The organism is Phocaeicola sp. RTP21359st1_B8_RTP21360_211022, assembly GCF_040911965.1.
In the GTDB taxonomy this organism is placed as follows: Bacteria; Bacteroidota; Bacteroidia; order Bacteroidales; family Bacteroidaceae; genus Phocaeicola; species Phocaeicola vulgatus.
Genome location: NZ_JBDFXP010000062.1, coordinates 1 through 19,692 on the forward strand (window position 1 = coordinate 1; position 19,692 = coordinate 19,692).

Below are 19,692 nucleotides of genomic sequence, written 5' to 3' on the forward strand. Positions count from 1 at the left end.
GCTATACATAAATCCTAAAATTTTTGTTCGCAGCGAAGATAGAGATTTCAATTATGAGCCAATTTTTGACTGCTTACGTACTTTTCTCTGAGCCGTTCGCTCCAACGATACAATTGACTTGTTATCTGCATGGAAACCGCAAAAGTATCATCCCCAAAACAAGAACAGTACATCTGATTTAGGAATTTTCTCCTTCATCTTGTTCGTTATCCATCCATTTCCATATGTTCTGTTCGGATGGCTCCATGGTATTTGCCGAAAGGATACTGTGTCCTTCATGTAATTTCTTTATTACTGAACTTCTTCCTGTTTTTAATTTTATTCCAATAATCTTTATAAATTCGAATAAATACTTGGTTACTTCAAGCACACTCTGAAATATATCCCAACAGACAAAAACCGATTGTCATACAGTGCTGCCACCACATTGATCCGGTCTTTCCACACCGAATAGTTTGTTCCCACGTTCCACACGCCGTCATAATATTCTCCCATCAGATTTAGTCCGTTCAACGCTTTATTCCAAAAATCATCTTCAGTACGATTGAAACGGTAATTTATGCCTACCGTCACGCCGTGTTCGTTGTCAAAATCCAAACCGTCAAACTGGATGACTGAAGCGTGTAAACCCAATGTTCCCCATTTCTCAAAAGTAAAATGCTTGGTAGCAGCTACATAGAAACGGGTCAGATGATTGGTGCTTTCTCCTACATCTTGAAATGTAAGGTCACCGCCGCCTGCACTCTCGTGACTACCCGGATCATTCGCTCCCAGCACGATTTGTGGTGTCCATTGCTGCCACCAACCTTCTTTCCACAGACGCAAACGCCCATGAAACGAACGGTCTTGATTGGTAAATTTGCCCCAAGTCTGCTGCGGCCAGTAATTGCTGCCATGAATGCCTTTTACCAGCGTACAGGTATAAGCTATTTCCAACCATGGAAACAGCGTAATGTTCAGATAGTAGTTATAAGTATAAGGTTTATACTCATCATGGGCATTCCAATAGGCATCACGATAAATATTGTGGTCTATCATGCTGCCACCAATCATGACAGTCTTGTCTTTCTGCATTTCGGCTGTAGGAGAATAAAGCAGCCCTGATGTGCCGTAGGTATGCTGACCCAACATATTGGTCACCAAACAGCACAATATAATAAAAGAATAAAAATATTTCATGGAAAGTCTTCAGATTTTTGATCTTTTTCATGCATTATTGACTTTTCAGAATTGCGTTTTTACAAATTAAAACAGATTCAATACTTTTTCTACGATGTGGTGCATGTCATAATACTTATACTCCGCAAGCCTTCCACCGAAGATAACGTTCGTTTCCTTATCCGCTAGCTCTTTGTATTTCAGATAAAGCGCATTGTTCTTTTCGTTATTCACCGGATAATAAGGCTCGCTGCCTTCCGTCCATTCCGAACTGTATTCACGTGATATGACCGTCTTAGGGCAATTGTCCACATCCGTGCCGAACATCTCAAAATGCTTGTGCTCGATGACCCGTGTGTAAGGCACTTCCCGTTCCGTATAGTTCACCACCGCATTACCCTGGTAGTTCGGAGTATCCAATGTTTCCATCTCAAACCGCACCGTGCGGTATTCCAGTTTGCCGAACCGATAACCGTAATATTCATCAATGGCTCCGGTAAACACCACCTTATCCGCCAGAGCTTCCAATTCTTCACGATGAGCAAAAAAATCACAGCCCAACCGTGTATCTGCTCCGTCCAGCAGACGCTCTATCAACACATTATATCCGCCGATGGGAATCCCCTGGTATTTGTCATTAAAATAGTTATTGTCGAAAACCAGACGCACGGGCAACCTCTTGATGATGAAAGCCGGAAGCTCCGTACATTTCCGTCCCCATTGCTTCTCGGTATAACCTTTTATCAGTTTCTCGTAAATGTCCTTGCCGATAAGCGTTTGCGCCTGTTCTTCCAAGTTGCGTGGCTCGCTTACACCGTCCGCTTTCATACGCGCAATGGCTTCTGCCTTCTGCTCTTCTATCTTCGCCTTGGCTTCGGCAGGGGTGGTCACGCCCCACATCTGGTAGAACGTGTTCATGTTGAACGGCAGGTTGTAGAGCTTGCCCTTGTTGTTTGCCACGGGTGAGTTGGTGTAGCGGTTGAACTCCACAATCGAGTTGACAAAGTCCCACACCTTCTTATCAGATGTATGGAAGATGTGCGCCCCGTACTTATGCACATGGATGCCTTCCACATCTTCACAATAAAGATTCCCACCCAAGTGTGGACGGCGGTCAACCACCAGACATTTTTTGCCCTGTTCCTTGGTTTTGTAGGCAAAGACAGAGCCGAACAGGCCTGCGCCTACTATTAGGTAATCGTAATGTTGCATGAATAATACTTAAATTTAATGTGTTTTTTTATTTTATAGGTTTATCGACTCTGCGTATACTTCTTGCCAAAGAATTTAGCTGCTAAAAAATATTTAATCTTTTGGGGCCAGTTCTCGTTTCCCATCTGTATCATCTTTATCTCCTTATGTGAATACCCATTGGTCTCTATCCATACATCAAGCAGTAGTTCACTGATTCTGCCAAACAGACGGGCGTCAAAGGCAGGCAAGGAGGAGAAATCTATCTGTTTTTCTACTTTAAATAGAATGTCAAACAGCCAAGCGCAATACTCATCCGCATAACTCTTTTTCATGATGAACATGTTGAACATGTGTCCCCAAGTTCTTTTCATCACTTCGTTGAAAGCAGGCAGGTATTCCGGATAGTCTTTTGCGATAATCGCTTTTGTCTTTTCCAAATGTGAAATATCATGTGTGTGCTCGTAATGCGACCATAGCGACTCTATATAGTATCTCCGCTTCTGTGGCAATATGATGTCATGTTCTTTGCATAGCGCTTGGGCTTCCTCCTTTGTCAGCAGACATTGCCACTTATCTTTTCCGTGTTTCATTCCGAGGTATCTGCGGTAATGCACCAACCCGATATAATCGGCTTTCAGATTCTTCCAAGCCCAATAGATAGCAGTCAATTCACTGTAATAAGGATTCTTCTCCGAGATATTCTCTCCTTCATTATCAGGCTGATAGCCTAAATCCAAATCGGGATGCAGAGCCTTTCCTACCTGTACGGGCAGGTACACGTCACTCTTAGGCATCTCACACTGCTTGTGAGCCGCCACCAAAATCTTGATGTTCATAAAAAAGTTGGAAAATATAGTTTTAGAAATCAGTTATTTCTAATTAGAAAGTGTATGGAATTAATGGATGCCACATGGCGTCCTCTATTTCTTCTGTATAATAATGGCTCTTGTTTTTTGTCTTTATCCGCTGATGAAGACAAAACTTATAAACGAAATTGATGAATACAGGATGCATCAGATAAATGCCAAGACAATAGGGTGCCAGTTTGTTAGCTATGTTCCAATTCATATTCAATGACTTAAATAAAAGGAACAAGGCTGAAGCCAAACAGATTACGACAGGAGTAGCGTAACCGTAAACGTCAAGTCTATAATAACATTTCGTGATAATAATCCCAATACATAGGATAATGATTACAATCAGAAGCATTTTGTTCCCATAAATCTTTTGTGGAATTTTCCAACACAACCAATATCCCAACAAATAGATAAACAAATAAGGAGTGGAAAAAATCATATACCCTGTCAATCCAACTCCCGCGGCATTCAAAGTCGGGAATAATGATGACAGGACAAACAAACAGTCCTAAAGCAGCCAGCCAATCCTTATTCGAAGCTTTCACTACAAACGGCTTGATAACAGGTGTAATCAGATAAAGCCCTATTAACATATACAGATACCACATGTGTGCCCACGAATGTCCTGTTGCGAAATGTATAATACTATTAATTTCCCCCCCCCCCTCCCTGTTTGCTAAAATATGTTTCAATTAGGCACATAGGCAAGCCAAATATTACCAATGCCGAAACGATTCTTTTCACATATTTACGCCCAAACAAGCCAAAACCAACTTCTTTAGATGGGTTTAAGAATAAGGCGCCCGAAATCATGATAAAGACAGGGACACCGAATTGCATGGTATATTTATAACATGATAACCCAAATTGAGTATCAAGATTTGTGATTTCTCTCGCATCAAGTAATCTGGCACTGGTATGTAAAAAGACAACACTTAGAGTTGCCAATAAACGTAAACTGTTTAGATAATTGATTCGCATGATGAATACTTTCAATTAAAATATCTTCCTTCCACCCATTGCCCACTTAAAATAGCGTGAACAAAATAGAATGATAGGAATTTCTATTATCATAATTATGATACAACTTATAACGGCATAAATGTACCAAGCCCAAGAATAAAGTTCAAAAATCGGGAACTTATTAATAGTCATATTCAGTATGAAACCGTGTGTACACAATATAACAATCATACCGCAACTAAGCACATAAACCCACTTGTTCGGACGTTTCAATAAATGGGTTGAGACGATTGTCAATAGAGTTCCACACAGTCCGGTGAGATACATTAATAGAATATAATTCCCTACTTTACAGCCTTCTAATGAAGCAAAGCCATTGAAAAGAAAACCGATTATATAAAATACAAAGATCAGACCGATTGTCCAACGTTTGCGTTTTATCCAAGCTACTGTCTCTTTGTACTTTAATTTTAGCAGAAATCCAGCAAGGTAAAAAGGAAAACCAAGCAACGAACTGCCCAAATGAAAATAATTAGGTATTTGCGGAAAGTCCAATGTGTAATACAATGTCAGTGCTGTAATCCATATTATTTCTATAATAAGTAAAGACAAGAAATCTTCTCTGATTTTCAAGAGTAAGAACATAATGATTTTCATCCATATCAGGCTTAAGATAAACCAAGTCGGACCAACAGGAAAGTCCCCTAAGAATGTGCTTTCGAAAAAATCTTTTAAAAAGTCATATACCGTTACTATCAATCCATTTGTCTGTATATCCTTAATTTTCGTCAGCAAAGTCAACCCATTGAAGATGAAGAATGGAATCACTAATTGTTTTACAAGTGAAACACAAAACTTACCCCCCCCAATTCTTAATTTATGTAAAAAGCCTGATAGGAAGAAGAAAAGAGGCATGTGGAATGAGTAAATAATTCCCTTTAATAACAGCGTGTTGTCTTTAACATGCCCTAATACGACTAAGTACATCCCTATGGTTTTGGAATAATCCAACCAATGTAAACGTTCTTTTTTAGATACAATAACTTGACTATCATTATTCATAGCATTTTTCATTTAGATTCAAAAACATATCTCCATTTTTCATAGATAACTTTCGGAGATAAATGCTCTTTTATGAACTCTCTATGTTTAGAGCACTTTTGTCTGAAATCAGGATGTTCTATCATATAAACCATGGCTTCAGACAATTTGGAAATATTTTCTTTTTCAACTAAAATGCCGCCTCCTTCTGCCAACAATTGTGCGGGACCTTCTGGACAATCGAATGCTACAGAAGGCATTCCCAAACTCATCGCTTCCACTAATACCATGGGGAAACCTTCATATCTGGACGATAATACAAAAAAGGCACTCTTTGCAAACTCCCCATTTATATTATCCGTATATCCCTTTAAAAATATGTTCCTTTGCAGGCCGAGAGTTTGAATCTGCGACTGTAATGCATCTTTCAATTCTCCTTCTCCGAATATGTTCAAATGCCAATCCGGATACTTATCAAACACGTCTTTTGCTGCAGATATCAGCATATCAAATCCTTTTTGAGGATGCAGACGTCCTACAGCAATGATGGTTTTACTAGTTAAATCCAGTTTAAAATCTTCTTTAGCGATTGCCATATTAGGGATAGTAACTACCTTATTTTGCGAAAGATGTTTGCAGAATTTCGTCTGGTCTTTATCTGTCAATACGATTATCTTTTTAAAGAAAGAATAAACAAAGCATCTTAAAGCCCTGACTGGTTTCGGATACAAGTCATACTTGAAATGTTCACATCCTAATACATCTTTAGATTCTCCTGCCAACCATAACAAAGTATTGGCAAAAAAATTCTGGCTGATAAAGACATTCTCTTCATTCTTGTTTATTTGTGACCTAAAAAAATGTTTTAATGCCTTTATGCTATGATAAAAAGAACGTAATCGAGCTATATATCCGCTATCTATAGGATAGGGTTCATTCGATAAATAAACGATTCCGACTTCTGTCACAGGCTGGTAAGTAACCTTTTCTTTCCCTCTGTTGAAAGAAATAATAGTTACTTTATGTCCCTTACAGACAAACAAATTGGATAAATTGACAGTCACCCTTTCTGTTCCGCCTGTTAAGGATATGTCTTGGATAAAAAAATAGATATTCATAATATTCAAAAATGAAATATTAATGCAGTCTCAAAAACTCATCATAATTCTGTTTGATGACCTTTAATAGGTTCATCGCCAGTGTTACATATTCTTCATTTTTCCGAATAATACGTGCCGTATCAAAATCCGACATTAGTTGAGGTATTTTATCTATAATAGAAGCGAGTTGATTCTTATCCTCCAAGATAAAATGATAGTTCTGCTGATTATAATCTTTCAAAATTCTATATGTCTTAGAATCTCCTGTAGACGAGAATCGGTCTTTCTCCCAATCAATAGCGATTACAGGTTTACAATTACGCAATGCAAACAAAGAGTCATGAAAACGTTCCGTTATGATGATGTCGCAATACCTGAATATACCCGCCCATTCTTTCGGCCCAATTGTGTCTATTCGAATATCGGCATATGGATTGTAAACAGACGATGCAACTGTATAACCTTTTCTTCTTATTAAATCAGCCAGTTCTTTACGGTAAGGGAAATTGGGACTGAAATTATAAAAGGCTATTTTCTTTCCTTTCAGCTTGCGGACATAAAATTCGGGTAATTGAAATTCATTGATGTCCAAATAATAAGAAGGATCAGGTTGTTTATATACAGGGGTATTCACTCTCATTTTATTCGTAAACAAGTCTACTGTCAACCCATCACGCAATCCGATATAAATAAACTTATCGGCTATAAGTTTCAATCTTTCCAACAGAGATTTGTCGTTAGCGAAGTTGGCAGGTGACGCACTGGCTGCGAAAAAGACATGTGGGGCATTACACAATTCACTGGAACCCCAGTTTAAGCCCAATTGTTGGCTACCACCTGTTACCTTTTCCAAAATAGTATCACTTCCTACTACAACCAAATCATATTTCCGCAAGATAGATTTTGCTTTGTCTATGTCATAATCAAATAAGTCTATCGTAGGCGTATAGGAAAATACTTGTTGCTCCAGTTTTCTGTATTTCAACAAGCGGTAAGCCGCAAATGCCTTTTGAAGCAGAACGTGCCCAATAAAATCTTTCTTTCCACGCTTCCCCTTGTCCCATTTGAAGTCGGGGAAACTAAGGTAGTTGATTTCTGCATTGGGAAAGATTTTCAAAAGCCCGGTTCTCACCCCATATGCCTGCATAAAAGTTCCCGGATTCAAGCCACGGGAGAAAGTAATGACGAGAATTTTCATTGATTCCTATGTTGGTATATATTTTTTAAAATATCCATGACAAATAAATGCCTTCTTCGTTTTTCAAGGAAATAACGCATCTTTTTATATACTAAATACACAATGGCAAAAGCATCATATTTTTTGAACATAGATGCATATATGACATTGAATATGTAAGTTGGGACTTTATGATATATGTATGATAAGTTCTTTCGCTCCCATCTTTTATCCCATTCAATGTCACAAACTGCAATTTTCGGGTTATAAGGCAAGAAATCTTTCCATTCAGCTTTTTCTATATGTATATTCTCACTTGCTACCAATTCTTTCCCTTTATTGGAATGAACTAAAATAAGTGAAGCAGGTTGCTGATTTTCTACGTCCTTTTGCCAATAATCGCCTAAAGTCAAATCGCTATTTCTATGCAAATAAGCAAACTTACAATGATAACAGGAATAGCGGTTAGTTAAACCGGATAAGAACCCAGATATTAGCGGATTCCTATAACCAGCACATTCCTTCTCCTCATTATGCAAATAAGTTAAACTGTATTGCTGTTTTTCCCGAAATGATAAAATCTGGCTATTGGGGTAAATTTTAAAGAAACAATTTTGCAACAAGGTGGATGGGATTCCACCACAAACTAAATCTATAGTATATAAATTATCTTTTTTCGGATGATTGGAAAAGAACGACAAGATTCCAGCTACATTACATGGTAGACCAGAATATAAAACCCGTTTCCCTTCCTTTAGCTTTTCTTTAATAACATCATAAATTCCACTTTGGTCACTATACATATATTTTGAACCTTGCAATCTAGATATATCCTCAATCCTTTCAACAACAATGTGTTTGCACTCATTTTGTAGTAATGCAGCTCCTATAACAATTCCGCCACTCTTGACGAAATCATAGGCAACCGCTCCGAAAATACCACCAGAAGTTCCATTCGTTCTATAGCTCGCTAAATTACTCCAACCTTTATATGGAACTGTGGCTAAAAAATCATTGTTTCCATAGTCTTTCCCGTTTATAATGGGGCAGACTTTTTCACAAGCTCCACATTGAACACATCTATTTGGGTCTATGGCTATATAATAGTGACCGTCATTTTGCAATATCTTTTTTAAAGCTTTTTTTTTACAAGTTGCAACACATGCACAACATGCCGTACAATTCCTTTCATTTGCTAAAACAGGCCAACTCATAATCTATTAAAATAATCAACGTATTTTTTGACGATAGATTCTATAGAAAATTCTCTATGCACAAACTCTTTTTGTTTATCACACAAACTGCGATAAATATTTACATGATGATCTATTGCATATTGCATGACCGTGGCTAATGCATCCGAGTTTTTACTTTCAAATGTAAGTCCAGTTTCGTTGTCCGTTACAAATTCTTTAAACTGCTCAATATTAGAAGTGATTGTAGGCAAATTATACCTGAAAGCAACTGTGATGGCACCGCTTTGTGCAATGTCTTGATAAGGCATAACAAAATAATGGCTGTCTGCAAACAAGTCTGCGACATCTTCATTCGGAATACGTCTGATATATAATTCAAAATATTCGGGATGTTCTATCAAATCCTGATATTTTTCCCACTCTTGGCAAGCACCGGCAATTCTCACTTTAAAATTTGAATATCCTTTCCGCACCAATTTATTTGCTGCCTCTATCAGCAAATCCACCCTTTTATATTCAAGGATATTTCCAAAAAATAAAAAGCGTATAGGATAAGTGTGCAATTTGTCCGGCATTTCTTTTGGCTCTCCATAGTCTTTCAAGGCCAATGGAGCCATTAATACATTTTTCCCACTATAGAGGGAAACCAATTTGTTATATTGCCCTTTTGAAAAAACCTGTATGTTTTTGAAATAGGTGAGCCAACAAGATGTATATATCTTAGCTATTTTCTCCCATTTAGCTCCTTGGGGAGTCGTCACATTATGGCAAGCAGCTACACATTTATCTTTCGGTAAAAAGAATTTATAGAATAAAAGGGCGTGAGGCATACCATACAAACTTATATAGTAAATATCTGGATTAAAAGTCTTGGCTTCTTCTACAATTCTATAATAACTTTTCCATATTTTTGGGGAAACAGATCGACATTCCAGTTTTGTAAATGATATAAGAAGATTGGACTTATGTGTCAATCTATGCTCCACAAATTTCTTATTATCGATAATAGAAGCATTACGGCTAATTACTATCATCCACTTTATAGTGAAAATTTGGCTTAACCTGTCAACAATCGGCAAGTCTACATCGATATAATAATCTGGAGTAATCCAACTTATTTTCTTTTTCATCATTTTCTCTTGTCTATAGCAACATATTTGTTTCCACAAAAAGCCACGGCTTTTCCATAAGCACAAGGACCTTTATGGCTTGTATTATAAGCCAGCAACGCCAACTCAAACTCATTGACGGCCTGTGCAGGAGTACACTCCCCTTTCCACAAAGTGGAGAGCGGGAGTTTGCCTTTTGTCAATACATCTTGAATACCCAATTGTCTCACGATGATATTTCCAATCTCATCTTGCCATCCATCATCCAATAAGATCTGCCTAATAAAATCATTAATATCTGGAGTTTCTGTTGTATCCAAATCATACGAGAGGACTGTCACGCCAGGAAGAGCCACCTCTAAGTCTTTTACTTCCAATTCATTCATTTTTACTATCTTTTTAATTACAACTTTAATATTAACTAGTCTTGACAGAAATCATATCTTGACAATATAATTGTAATAGGTTCATTTTCTAATAATGATACCTATAAACAAATTAATGACATTGTAAAATGTATACTTTAACTAAAATATGGTTTCCGTATATTATGAAAATATGCGAATCCAGTACAATCATAATCGAGGTTTTGCTGACGTACGCCTACTTTCTTTGCAGGTATGCCGGCATACACACCATAAGGCTCACAGTCCTTTGTTACAATGGCTCCGGCAGCAATTACAGCACCTTCTCCGATACGTACACCTTTCAAGATAATTGCGTTTATTCCAATCCAAACATTATCTTCAATGAATATTTCTGCGGCTTCATAGTCGAAATGCCTTGAGTTGTAGTTATGGCTTCCAGATACTATTTTTACACAATGTGATATAGAAACATTATTTCCAATTGTGATGCCACCACGTGCGTCAAGCATACATTGCCTGTTAATATGGCATTTCTCACCTATTATTAATCTTGTAGAACCCAAGATATAGTATCCCATATCAATAATCGCTCTTTTCCCTATTTTCACACCTAATAGTTTCATATATACTTTTCTTATAAAGAAAAAAGGAAAATAAGAAATTAAATAATTTAATATAAATCGCGTGAATATTTGCTTAAATGGTGATAAACAGCTATTAATGTTCATATGATTTAAGTTGTAGAAATTTGTGTCGGAATGGTTGAAAACTTGATGTTATTATCATGGTTTTTCAAAAAGTTCAATCCATCTGCCTCCTATGGCATTTATGTCAAATGTTTGGCTTTTTCTAATTGCATTTGCTGATATTATTGACATTTTCTCTATAGGTTGAGACAAGTATGACATGACTTTTTTTGCATAACTATCTTCATCGAAAGCGGGAACAATGACCCCATTGATACCATCATTTATTATATCATATAAAGAGGGAAATGAGTCAAAAGCAAATGGCACACAACCGTATTGCATTGCTTCCACTAAGACCATGGGGAAACCTTCATAGTTGCTTGTCATACAAAGAATTGGGGCTCTTTTATAGTATTCTGTTGGATTTGTAAACCCATGAAATGTAATACGTTTCAGGCACATACTATGAGCCATTTTCTCAAAAAAGACCTGCTCTGTACCACCACCAACTATTTCAAGTTTATATTGGACGAGCTTGTCCTGCAATATTTTCCAAATATTCAAGAGTGATTGAAACCTTTTTTGACTGGAATTGATTCTTCCAACATATAGGATAATTTTTTCTTTCTCTGTTGAACGTAATGAGTATTTGTTATCGATTACTAAAGGATTTGGCAATGCTATTACGTTTTCTGACTTAAACTTATATATATTCAAAAGGTCTGTTCTAAAACTTTCCGATAAGATTATTATTTTCATTCCATTTCTATTAAGCCTTTTGAAAGAAGCATTAAATCGTACACATTTACGTATATTACCAGTAATTTTGTCTATCCATGTTCCTTTCAAGCATTTAGGAATGATTGAAACACTTTTCCTAAAAAGTTTTGATGGAACGTTATGCACATGAAAAAAAACCTTTATATCTTTTAGATGAGAAAAATATCTATATAATTCATAGTCAACAAATGGATATATAACAATGTTTATTTTATTTTCCTTCATTATTTTATCCAAAGTCTCAATATATTGCGGACTACTTATTGGCGCATCCACATGAAATGCCTTGGTGTATACAGAATTTTCATCATATGATGACGATATTCTATACACCGCATATACATTGTATCCATGAGAAGTAAAATAAGGGGTTAGATTATGATACACCCTTTCTACTCCCCCGGAAGTAGGATCAATGGCATTGGCAAATGTAATGATGATATTATTCATAATGAATATATTTTTCTATAAGTGAAGAAAATCGGTCATATTGTATTTCTGGAGCGAAAAGACGTGCTCTTGTCTTTGCAGCAACAGCCATTTCCGACAATTTTATAAGATTCCCTTTTAACTCTTTAATTGAAGCAGCCAAATTTTCAGCCAAATTACTATTGTTAGGAAGAACAACTGCACATTTTTCATTTACAACTTCAACCATACCTCCAGATTTTGTAATAACGACAGGTTTCCCACAAACCAAAGCCTCCAAACAAGTCAATGCAAAAGGCTCTTCCCATATTGAGGGAAATGCACAAAGATTTGCAATATTATAATATTTATACATATCCTTATACTCCACAAAGCCTGTAAATTTCACCCTATTACCCAATTGTTTGATTAGTGGCAACAATGACTTCTCAAAAGAAGACTGGATTGATGAAGAAAAAAAGTAACTACCTACAACAAGCAACTTTAAATCACAGATATCCGATAATAAGAGCATAGCCTCCAGCAATTGTTTGACACCTTTAAATTCACGTAATCTGCCAGAAAACATAATGATAAAATCTTTATCATCGAATCCTAACATTTTACGTAAACAAGATTTTTCCTCATCAGGCATAAATTGCTGAAACAGAGAAAAATCGATAGAATTATAAAGTAATTCAATATTTTTACAATATTTTCCTTCGAATTGCTGTAGATTTTGACATATAAATTTGGATATTCCCATATACAAATAGGTAGATTTGGCACTTTGAATAGTAAAACGTACAGCAGTTCTCGGAGGAATATTATGTACTCGCTGAATTATAGGCAATCCGGTCTTCTTCTTTAGATAATGTGCACTATACGAAGTTCCTTCCAATATAATTGCAGCATAATCACCTTTGTTCTTATTTACATTTTTAGCGATTTGCCTATGCAGTAAAAAAGGATGATAAAAACCTTTTGCCCTTAAAGATACATAATTAACTAATCTTGTAACAAAATGATTTATCGCCCCCCTATGGTCATGTGTTTTTACAAAACAAAAAGATGTATAAGAATATAGTTTTGCTGCCTCCAATGCTTTCTCATCGTATATTGAATAAACTTCAAATAAGAACTTTTTTCTTTTTTCATTTTCTTTGATTAAGAGTTCTATTAAAGTTTCTACGGCTCCACCACGTACTGCAGGAAGAGGTAAAGTGCCATTATTTACTACTATTATTTTTTTCATCTGAATACACGTGTATTAAATATAGAACCATGCCTTGTATCAAGAAACAACCTTGACGAACAAACTCAGCAGATGTAAAACCGCAAGCCAATAGATAGCCAAACCATAGAGTCAAATATAATTTGTTGCGAGGTACTTTTGTAAAGAATGCTTTTACTGAATACCATACCATTGCTATCAAGCTCATAAGTCCCATCATCCAGCTCATTCCAAGAATACCCCAATCATAATAATGAATGCCAAATGATTCAAGATTGTCATAATATCTACCATAATTACTGATTATAAGCCTATTAGGAATACCTGATCCCAAGAGAAATTCGATAAAGTTCGAGAAGTGTTGACTATAATAATAAAACAATGTTGTATATCGAATATAATCTTTATTCCCGAAATTTTGATCGTTCTCTTGTCTTTCCAGCATAGCTGCGAAAGTTTCTTGTCCAAAGGTCGTTAACGAGAATCCCCATATAATGATGAGAAGGACGATTATTCCTACAATTAGCCTATAAGAAAATCCGTTAATTTTAACAATCATCCATATTGAAAATAGAATAGAGAAAAAAAGTAGTGTTCGGAAACCAAACAACATCATTACCACAGCTGCTAAGACTACAAATGCGAGATATTTATAATTTCCTAAAAGAAGTTTATTCAAAGAATAAAACAAACCTATACCAACAAGGCTCATTCCAGGCATACGAATACGTCGCAGTAGAATATCCAATCCTTCATTAAAATTATCTCCCGATAATATAAATACAGGTTTAGGGAAGACAATAACTTGGTAAATATAGCAAACACAAAAAATAATGAACATCCAAAAAATCAGTCTTTCAACGACATTGGGAGATAATCTTATTTTAAACAACACAAAATAAATTACAATTGCACCATAAGTGACATAACCTGGCAACGAATTAAACAATGATTGTCCATGAAATAGCAAACATGAAAACATGCTTAATATCATGCTAATCATTAATATGGATACGGGGCGTGAGAATGTTGTATCTTTATTGCGCAGAAAAAACCAAACACCAACATATACAATAAACATCACTCTTGAAAGAGGAAGTAAGCCAAACAATCCATCGCATAACCAAAGGAAAATTGCTAATATAACGATGAAAGGATAATTATTTTTTTTAAATATCAAGTCAGTCATTGAAAGACAAAAAATCTTTTGATTTAACAATCATATTAGACAAATTCCAAGCTTTTTCCAATATGGGCATATCTATATCCCCTTGGCTTTGCAGAGTTATCGTACTTTGTTTCAGACCTATGGTATTCAACAAATCTATAGCCCGATAATCGCCAGCCGTATTAAACAACACTGTTTTTACCGGTTTGTGAAATAACACGGCAAAGGCTGTTCCATGAAACGATGTGGTTACTACGAATTTTGCATTTGCAAAAGCACCAACAAATTGTTGAGGGGAAAGCATTGAATATCTCTTTTTTCGTGGGAAAAAATCAGCTTCAGCTGTAATCTCCATGATCTTACAATCATTGGATATACTTAACTGTTGTGCATATCTCAATACATTTCTATCTCTTTTCACCTGATATACCAATATATAGTTTTCTTCTTTAAAAGGTTTTTTACTAAAACGTAACCAATCTTCTACTGATAAAAGAAACACTGGATCAAGTACTTGAATTATTTTTTTATTTGTCAATGTCTGTAATTGTTCTTTAAACAAAGATTCACGCACCGATATCTTCGAGAAACGTTGCAACACACCTTTATATGCTTCTAATCCTTGCTGATTAGGCTTAATTTCAGAACTGACAGCATAGGAAATATATTTAGCATCCGTCTGAATTTCTGCCGTATAAAAAGGGTCTAAGCCATTTGTTATTTTAGGATTCCAAATTTGGTCACTTCCACATATTAAATAATCATACCCTTCAATGTGTTTGTCCCTCCAAGTATATATCTTAGAAGAGGTTGGCAATTCTTCAATAAATCTATAAAAGATATTTGCACGTTTCTTTCTGAAGAGCAAGAACGGAAATATTTTCACTAAAAACTTTATTTTCCCCAAAGGAGACATTTTCTTTATTCTTGCATAAGGTATCATGCCATGAGCAAACTCTATGGATTCGGGACGATAATCTACTATTTCAGCATCATGCCCAATGTTTTTAAGGTATGTAACCAAAGCATAGGCTTGTAAAACAGCCCCATAATTATGTGCTCTGTGAAATGTAAGAATTCCTATTTTCATAATCGGACTATTTCCCGTAATACTTTTCTGCAAAATTCACGTGTTTTGTTTATGATGCCTCCATTCCCATACTTTCTGACCACATAATTAAACCCTTTATGCTCATAATCAAACGCGAATTCATTCTTTCTTGGATTCCCCTCAGATGGGTGTTGGAGATTAAGTTGCAGGGCTTTTTCTAATGGGACTTTCTTGAAAACCAAGTCAACAGAGGCTTCTCGCAATATTTCTCGTCCTTTGGGGGTGTTGCATAACACAAGAGAAATTCCCTTATTGTCTTTATTCATTTCAGGAACAGTTCTCTCATATCCCCAAAAATCTCCTATTGTTATATCAGAGGGGCGACTAAGATTGCAAAACTTACAACATTCGCATGAAGGTCTTGTGCCTAAACCCAAATAAAAAAAAACACGCAATTTATAATCCTTGTAAGTTTTCCCATTTGCGAGCTTGAAACTTTCAAGATGAGTTTGATACCAACCAATAGATTTGTCTCTAAACTCAAGGCTGACCACTCTTGATTTGCATTTTCTTTCTACATAAGCAAGATAATCCTTCCATATTTGCGGAGCAGGTACGGAATGACAAATTATATCTATCAAAATCAGATTCTGAGATAGCTGATTACCTATGTAACTTTTCAAACCTGCTGTTTGGCATGGAGTACCTGAAAAAAGAACTAACTTTCCAGCCTTTAAATCGTTCTTTACATTTCGGAAGACTCCTGTCATATCGCTCTGTACATATTTACTACCTCTGAATGCATCTCTTTCTTCTCTGGTGGTAGCTCGTTTATGAACAACAACAAAATGACCTTTATAACCAGCTCCATAGATGACACCTCCTTTACCTAGTATGTAATCAGAAAATGCCACAAATGCAGCTCCACTACGACTATATCTTAATTTCGTTATATCCTTATGCCGTGCGGCGTATGCATCCGGTTGGGGCAGGTTGAGGCTCGTGTCATAATGGTCATTGAAAGCGCAAACCTTCTCACACAGCCCGCAATCCACACATTTATCTTTATCCACTACCGGATAAAGAAAGCCTAATGCATCTGGCTGCATCGTAATGGCATCATGCGCACAGATGCTGGCACAAGCCGTACAGCCACAACACTGTGATTTGTCTGTAATCTGAATCATTTGATTATATGTAAAGTTTTTAATGTTCTGTTAAAAAGAATAGTTACCATCAAGATTATGAATGGTGAATAATACAGATAAATGTCTTGCCATATATTGGACAAAAATTTGTTTACTACAGAAAAAAATGTTATGAACAACGGATGAAATATATATATGTATAAAGAATCTTTTTCGCCTAATGAAGAAAAGGCATTGGCTTTTGATTGTTTTAAAGACAAAAACAACGTGAATAATGAAACCGCCAAGAAAGTAGAACTGATGTAATGGTCTCTGGTTGAATTCATGTTAAGTTCCGTAAGCAACCTGTTTTCTAACAGAGAAGTTAATGAAGATAAAATCCCCCCCCCCTAATGCTAATAATTGTAAATGGCTAAAATTCAATATGCGTTCTTTCTGTTGTTTCAGCAGCATCCCTATCGTAAAATAAGGAAGCCCTACACATGCGAAATTACGCACCCATATAAAAGGGAACTCTTTATGCCATAAGACCAAGCTGTATTTGCCAAAGCACAAATCCAATAACAAAAGAACAGGGATTGCCCAATAAATATAGCCAAGCTTATTACGTCGCTCTAAAAAGAGGATTATAATCAGAACATATAGGTATGCACCTATATACCAGAGATGGAAGCCAAAAGGATTTTCATTCAGTAAAATGAATTTACCTAAAGATTCCAGATTCAAGAAGCTAAAATCATTATTCTTGAACGCAAAAAGGAATTTCACAGCGGCAAACAGCAACGTACTCCATATTAATATCTGAACCATTTTCTTGATGCCTCGCCTTAAATGCCCTTCCAATTTCAGTTTGTCATTTGTAAAAATCAGATAACCTGAAATCATGAAAAAACATGGAACGGCACATCGCGTAAGAGGTAATATGTATTCTTGATAGGGAGTACGTACATGAAGAAATATAACCAAGACGGCACACAAGAATTTCAAAGAGTCTATATTATACAACCGTTTCATCTAATTTTATGAATTATTATATGCAATTTATCTGTAATAAACTTCCGTTCAATCTTGTTGCAACCTATATAATAGATAGTAATTCCCGTACAAATGAAGGAGACAAGACTTGACAATATAAAATTCAGGAAAGATTCCATAAAAACATTCGTCATTAAGAATGGAAGAACAGCGGCAATGACTGTCACAACCAATACATTTACATAGACTTTCTTCATATATTTCCTGACGGAAAGGCCAATCATTTCCCGTAACATCAACAGGCGTGCCGCAAGACAACATTGGGAAATAACTATAGCTACCACAAGTACCACTTCCGGGAACATCTCTATACGCAACAGGATGTAGGAAACAGGCAGGTTAATCATCTGCAACCCACCTACCACAAGCTGGTAGTTCCGTATACGTCCCGTAGCAAGCATGGCAGTTATCAACGGGTTGGAGATGGATTCACTCATGGCAAACACCAAGACCAGTTGCACGAACAATACGGCATGGTCGGGCACAATTTTCAGCCAAAGCCCTAATATATAATGTGTGTTAATCAAAACCGGAAGGGAGAGCAGCAAAAGCATATAAAACGAAAGCCTTGCTCCCTGAAAGATTAGAGTCATCATGTATTTACGGTCACCTGCCGCATACGATTTGGTAATTTGCGGGTTTAGCGCCGTCATGAAATTGGTAACAAAACCGCTGATAGCATTGTTTACCTGAAACGCAATTCCACGTGCCGCATTGGCAGCCGGACCGCAAAAGAGGTTGATGACCACATTTCCGCCTTGATCTCGTAACACAGCAGAAGTTGCACCAATAAAGTTCCATCCGGCAAAGCCGAACATATGTTTCAACAAATCCCTGTCGAATATGAAATGATACGTGCATTCTTCAAAGTGTCTCTTGCAATAAACCCCGTATGCCAGGCGGACTATCAATGCAACCGCACACATCAAAATAGCATAGAATATCAGCTTGTCCATAGGTGAAATTACAATCAGGAAAACAATCGCCAGTTTTCCTATGGCTTCCAATATACTGATATAAGCAAAAGCAGACATTCGTTCATGGGCAATGATGCTTGCATTATATGGAACGCTAATCAGATTGACTGCGAACGTCAATATTGAAAATTGAAATACCCAGTTGGCTGCTGTTATTCTTACATCAGGAATATTCATCTTCATGTTCAAGAACCATACGCCTATTGCTTCAGCCACTACAATAATTAATATGGCTAGCCCTATTTGAATAGTAACAGATGAGGAGAATATTTTTTTCAGATTCTCCTGATTGCCTTTTCCTAATTCGTAAGTAATGAATCGGGTAATAGCAGCAGACAACGAACCGGATAGCATAGAAAACATAGCCACTACACCGCCAACCACATTATAGATACCGAAATCTTCCACACCTAAAGCATTTAGCACAACACGCGAAGTGTATAGGCTGACAGCCATCATGAAAAGCATGCGGAAATACAGCAGTAATGTGTTCTTGGCTATGCGTTTATTGTTTGCTGAAGTGTCGGTCATAAGATTTTAAAATTGCACATCCAATTTTATGCTTTCAATATTCAACAACCGTTTGAATTCCTGTTTCTTCTCATCTGTCAATGTCGCATCATTGTTAATCCACTGTTCCGCAAATCGCATTTGTGCTTTTGCCGCATTGACAATGTCATTACGCATAGATTCTATTATTCCCCTTTTTTCTGATGAAGTTTCAGCTGAATCTAATTTTTCTTTTAAATCTTTATTTGTCATGATTTTATGTATTTAATATTTAATCCTTTCTAAAAATATCCCGTGTATACACTTTCTCTTTCACATCATCCAGACAAGCGTCATAACGGTTGGCGATAAGTAAGCACTCAATTTAGGGCATACCCCTTCGAAAGGGCACTTTTCAGTGCCCTAAACCGAGTTTTGTTAAAAAATTAGTCTTGAATTTAACATTGGCTTGTAGCCAAAGTGATTTTGTCAGGAACCATGTTAACATAATCCCTGCACCCGTTAAAGATATTTTTGAAAAAAGTTCCGA

21 protein-coding genes are annotated in these 19,692 nt (G+C 36.4%); all 21 read right to left on the reverse strand.

All coding sequences use genetic code 11. The features are described 5' to 3' along the window. Window positions 1-357 precede the first annotated feature (357 nt). On the reverse strand, window positions 358-1,179 hold the full coding sequence (locus AB5062_RS20665) for a YjbH domain-containing protein (RefSeq protein WP_038608814.1): 822 nt from the start codon (window positions 1,177-1,179) through the stop codon (window positions 358-360). 66 nt (window positions 1,180-1,245) lie between these two features. Next, the gene (glf, locus tag AB5062_RS20670; protein ID WP_038608816.1) at window positions 1,246-2,370 is read right to left on the reverse strand and encodes a UDP-galactopyranose mutase; all 1,125 of its coding nucleotides are present in this window, start codon (window positions 2,368-2,370) and stop codon (window positions 1,246-1,248) included. A 41-nt stretch (window positions 2,371-2,411) separates the two neighbouring features. After that, window positions 2,412-3,188 (reverse strand): DUF4422 domain-containing protein, encoded by a 777-nt coding sequence (locus tag AB5062_RS20675; protein ID WP_195575044.1) that lies wholly within the window; start codon window positions 3,186-3,188, stop codon window positions 2,412-2,414. Between the two features lie 43 nt (window positions 3,189-3,231). Beyond that, on the reverse strand, window positions 3,232-3,561 hold the full coding sequence (locus tag AB5062_RS20680) for an acyltransferase family protein (RefSeq protein WP_368326966.1): 330 nt from the start codon (window positions 3,559-3,561) through the stop codon (window positions 3,232-3,234). Then, entirely contained in the window at window positions 3,500-3,901 is a 402-nt protein-coding gene (locus AB5062_RS20685) for an acyltransferase family protein (RefSeq protein ID WP_368326967.1), read from the reverse strand. The genes AB5062_RS20680 and AB5062_RS20685 overlap by 62 nt, the downstream gene beginning before the upstream one ends. Then, window positions 3,858-4,190, reverse strand: a complete 333-nt coding sequence (locus AB5062_RS20690; protein ID WP_368326968.1) for an acyltransferase family protein — start codon at window positions 4,188-4,190, stop codon at window positions 3,858-3,860. Before AB5062_RS20690 ends, AB5062_RS20685 begins: the two co-directional genes overlap by 44 nt. A gap of 15 nt (window positions 4,191-4,205) precedes the next feature. Beyond that, window positions 4,206-5,234 carry an acyltransferase family protein gene (locus tag AB5062_RS20695; RefSeq protein WP_368326969.1) on the reverse strand — a complete coding sequence of 343 codons (1,029 nt, stop codon included), beginning with the start codon at window positions 5,232-5,234 and terminating at the stop codon, window positions 4,206-4,208. A gap of 8 nt (window positions 5,235-5,242) precedes the next feature. Beyond that, a complete protein-coding gene (locus AB5062_RS20700; protein ID WP_195574997.1) occupies window positions 5,243-6,331 on the reverse strand; it encodes a glycosyltransferase family 4 protein in 1,089 nt (362 codons plus the stop codon). A gap of 19 nt (window positions 6,332-6,350) precedes the next feature. Then, window positions 6,351-7,511, reverse strand: a complete 1,161-nt coding sequence (locus AB5062_RS20705; protein WP_195574995.1) for a polysaccharide pyruvyl transferase family protein — start codon at window positions 7,509-7,511, stop codon at window positions 6,351-6,353. Then, window positions 7,508-8,704 (reverse strand): Coenzyme F420 hydrogenase/dehydrogenase, beta subunit C-terminal domain, encoded by a 1,197-nt coding sequence (locus tag AB5062_RS20710; RefSeq protein WP_195574994.1) that lies wholly within the window; start codon window positions 8,702-8,704, stop codon window positions 7,508-7,510. The genes AB5062_RS20705 and AB5062_RS20710 overlap by 4 nt, the downstream gene beginning before the upstream one ends. After that, window positions 8,701-9,819, reverse strand: a complete 1,119-nt coding sequence (locus tag AB5062_RS20715) for a glycosyltransferase family 4 protein (protein WP_258920474.1) — start codon at window positions 9,817-9,819, stop codon at window positions 8,701-8,703. The genes AB5062_RS20710 and AB5062_RS20715 overlap by 4 nt, the downstream gene beginning before the upstream one ends. Further along, on the reverse strand, window positions 9,816-10,181 hold the full coding sequence (locus tag AB5062_RS20720; RefSeq protein WP_195574876.1) for a hypothetical protein: 366 nt from the start codon (window positions 10,179-10,181) through the stop codon (window positions 9,816-9,818). The genes AB5062_RS20715 and AB5062_RS20720 overlap by 4 nt, the downstream gene beginning before the upstream one ends. Window positions 10,182-10,318: 137 nt before the next feature. Next, a complete protein-coding gene (locus tag AB5062_RS20725; protein WP_229100919.1) occupies window positions 10,319-10,786 on the reverse strand; it encodes a DapH/DapD/GlmU-related protein in 468 nt (155 codons plus the stop codon). Window positions 10,787-10,945: 159 nt separating this feature from the next. After that, on the reverse strand, window positions 10,946-12,082 hold the full coding sequence (locus tag AB5062_RS20730) for a glycosyltransferase (protein WP_195574880.1): 1,137 nt from the start codon (window positions 12,080-12,082) through the stop codon (window positions 10,946-10,948). Beyond that, window positions 12,075-13,295, reverse strand: coding sequence for a glycosyltransferase family 4 protein (locus AB5062_RS20735; protein WP_195574882.1), 1,221 nt, complete (start codon window positions 13,293-13,295; stop codon window positions 12,075-12,077). The genes AB5062_RS20730 and AB5062_RS20735 overlap by 8 nt, the downstream gene beginning before the upstream one ends. Next, a complete protein-coding gene (locus AB5062_RS20740; protein WP_195574884.1) occupies window positions 13,270-14,463 on the reverse strand; it encodes a hypothetical protein in 1,194 nt (397 codons plus the stop codon). The genes AB5062_RS20735 and AB5062_RS20740 overlap by 26 nt, the downstream gene beginning before the upstream one ends. Then, the gene (locus tag AB5062_RS20745; protein ID WP_195574885.1) at window positions 14,456-15,532 is read right to left on the reverse strand and encodes a polysaccharide pyruvyl transferase family protein; all 1,077 of its coding nucleotides are present in this window, start codon (window positions 15,530-15,532) and stop codon (window positions 14,456-14,458) included. Before AB5062_RS20745 ends, AB5062_RS20740 begins: the two co-directional genes overlap by 8 nt. Continuing rightward, entirely contained in the window at window positions 15,529-16,680 is a 1,152-nt protein-coding gene (locus tag AB5062_RS20750; protein WP_349205808.1) for a Coenzyme F420 hydrogenase/dehydrogenase, beta subunit C-terminal domain, read from the reverse strand. The genes AB5062_RS20745 and AB5062_RS20750 overlap by 4 nt, the downstream gene beginning before the upstream one ends. A 288-nt stretch (window positions 16,681-16,968) precedes the next feature. Beyond that, entirely contained in the window at window positions 16,969-17,655 is a 687-nt protein-coding gene (locus tag AB5062_RS20755; RefSeq protein WP_347171940.1) for an acyltransferase, read from the reverse strand. Further along, window positions 17,652-19,184, reverse strand: coding sequence for a lipopolysaccharide biosynthesis protein (locus AB5062_RS20760; RefSeq protein WP_195574893.1), 1,533 nt, complete (start codon window positions 19,182-19,184; stop codon window positions 17,652-17,654). The genes AB5062_RS20755 and AB5062_RS20760 overlap by 4 nt, the downstream gene beginning before the upstream one ends. A 6-nt stretch (window positions 19,185-19,190) precedes the next feature. Beyond that, the gene (locus AB5062_RS20765) at window positions 19,191-19,415 is read right to left on the reverse strand and encodes a succinate dehydrogenase assembly factor 2 (protein WP_195574895.1); all 225 of its coding nucleotides are present in this window, start codon (window positions 19,413-19,415) and stop codon (window positions 19,191-19,193) included. Window positions 19,416-19,692 lie beyond the last annotated feature (277 nt).

Coding starts and splice junctions, on each gene's coding strand:
- AB5062_RS20665 (WP_038608814.1), bottom strand. CDS start 1,179: ATGAAATATTTTTATTCTTTTATTATATTGTGCTGTTTGGTGACCAAT.
- glf (WP_038608816.1), bottom strand. CDS start 2,370: ATGCAACATTACGATTACCTAATAGTAGGCGCAGGCCTGTTCGGCTCT.
- AB5062_RS20675 (WP_195575044.1), bottom strand. CDS start 3,188: ATGAACATCAAGATTTTGGTGGCGGCTCACAAGCAGTGTGAGATGCCT.
- AB5062_RS20680 (WP_368326966.1), bottom strand. CDS start 3,561: ATGCTTCTGATTGTAATCATTATCCTATGTATTGGGATTATTATCACG.
- AB5062_RS20690 (WP_368326968.1), bottom strand. CDS start 4,190: ATGCGAATCAATTATCTAAACAGTTTACGTTTATTGGCAACTCTAAGT.
- AB5062_RS20695 (WP_368326969.1), bottom strand. CDS start 5,234: ATGAATAATGATAGTCAAGTTATTGTATCTAAAAAAGAACGTTTACAT.
- AB5062_RS20700 (WP_195574997.1), bottom strand. CDS start 6,331: ATGAATATCTATTTTTTTATCCAAGACATATCCTTAACAGGCGGAACA.
- AB5062_RS20705 (WP_195574995.1), bottom strand. CDS start 7,511: ATGAAAATTCTCGTCATTACTTTCTCCCGTGGCTTGAATCCGGGAACT.
- AB5062_RS20710 (WP_195574994.1), bottom strand. CDS start 8,704: ATGAGTTGGCCTGTTTTAGCAAATGAAAGGAATTGTACGGCATGTTGT.
- AB5062_RS20715 (WP_258920474.1), bottom strand. CDS start 9,819: ATGATGAAAAAGAAAATAAGTTGGATTACTCCAGATTATTATATCGAT.
- AB5062_RS20720 (WP_195574876.1), bottom strand. CDS start 10,181: ATGAATGAATTGGAAGTAAAAGACTTAGAGGTGGCTCTTCCTGGCGTG.
- AB5062_RS20725 (WP_229100919.1), bottom strand. CDS start 10,786: ATGAAACTATTAGGTGTGAAAATAGGGAAAAGAGCGATTATTGATATG.
- AB5062_RS20730 (WP_195574880.1), bottom strand. CDS start 12,082: ATGAATAATATCATCATTACATTTGCCAATGCCATTGATCCTACTTCC.
- AB5062_RS20735 (WP_195574882.1), bottom strand. CDS start 13,295: ATGAAAAAAATAATAGTAGTAAATAATGGCACTTTACCTCTTCCTGCA.
- AB5062_RS20740 (WP_195574884.1), bottom strand. CDS start 14,463: ATGACTGACTTGATATTTAAAAAAAATAATTATCCTTTCATCGTTATA.
- AB5062_RS20745 (WP_195574885.1), bottom strand. CDS start 15,532: ATGAAAATAGGAATTCTTACATTTCACAGAGCACATAATTATGGGGCT.
- AB5062_RS20750 (WP_349205808.1), bottom strand. CDS start 16,680: ATGATTCAGATTACAGACAAATCACAGTGTTGTGGCTGTACGGCTTGT.
- AB5062_RS20755 (WP_347171940.1), bottom strand. CDS start 17,655: ATGAAACGGTTGTATAATATAGACTCTTTGAAATTCTTGTGTGCCGTC.
- AB5062_RS20760 (WP_195574893.1), bottom strand. CDS start 19,184: ATGACCGACACTTCAGCAAACAATAAACGCATAGCCAAGAACACATTA.
- AB5062_RS20765 (WP_195574895.1), bottom strand. CDS start 19,415: ATGACAAATAAAGATTTAAAAGAAAAATTAGATTCAGCTGAAACTTCA.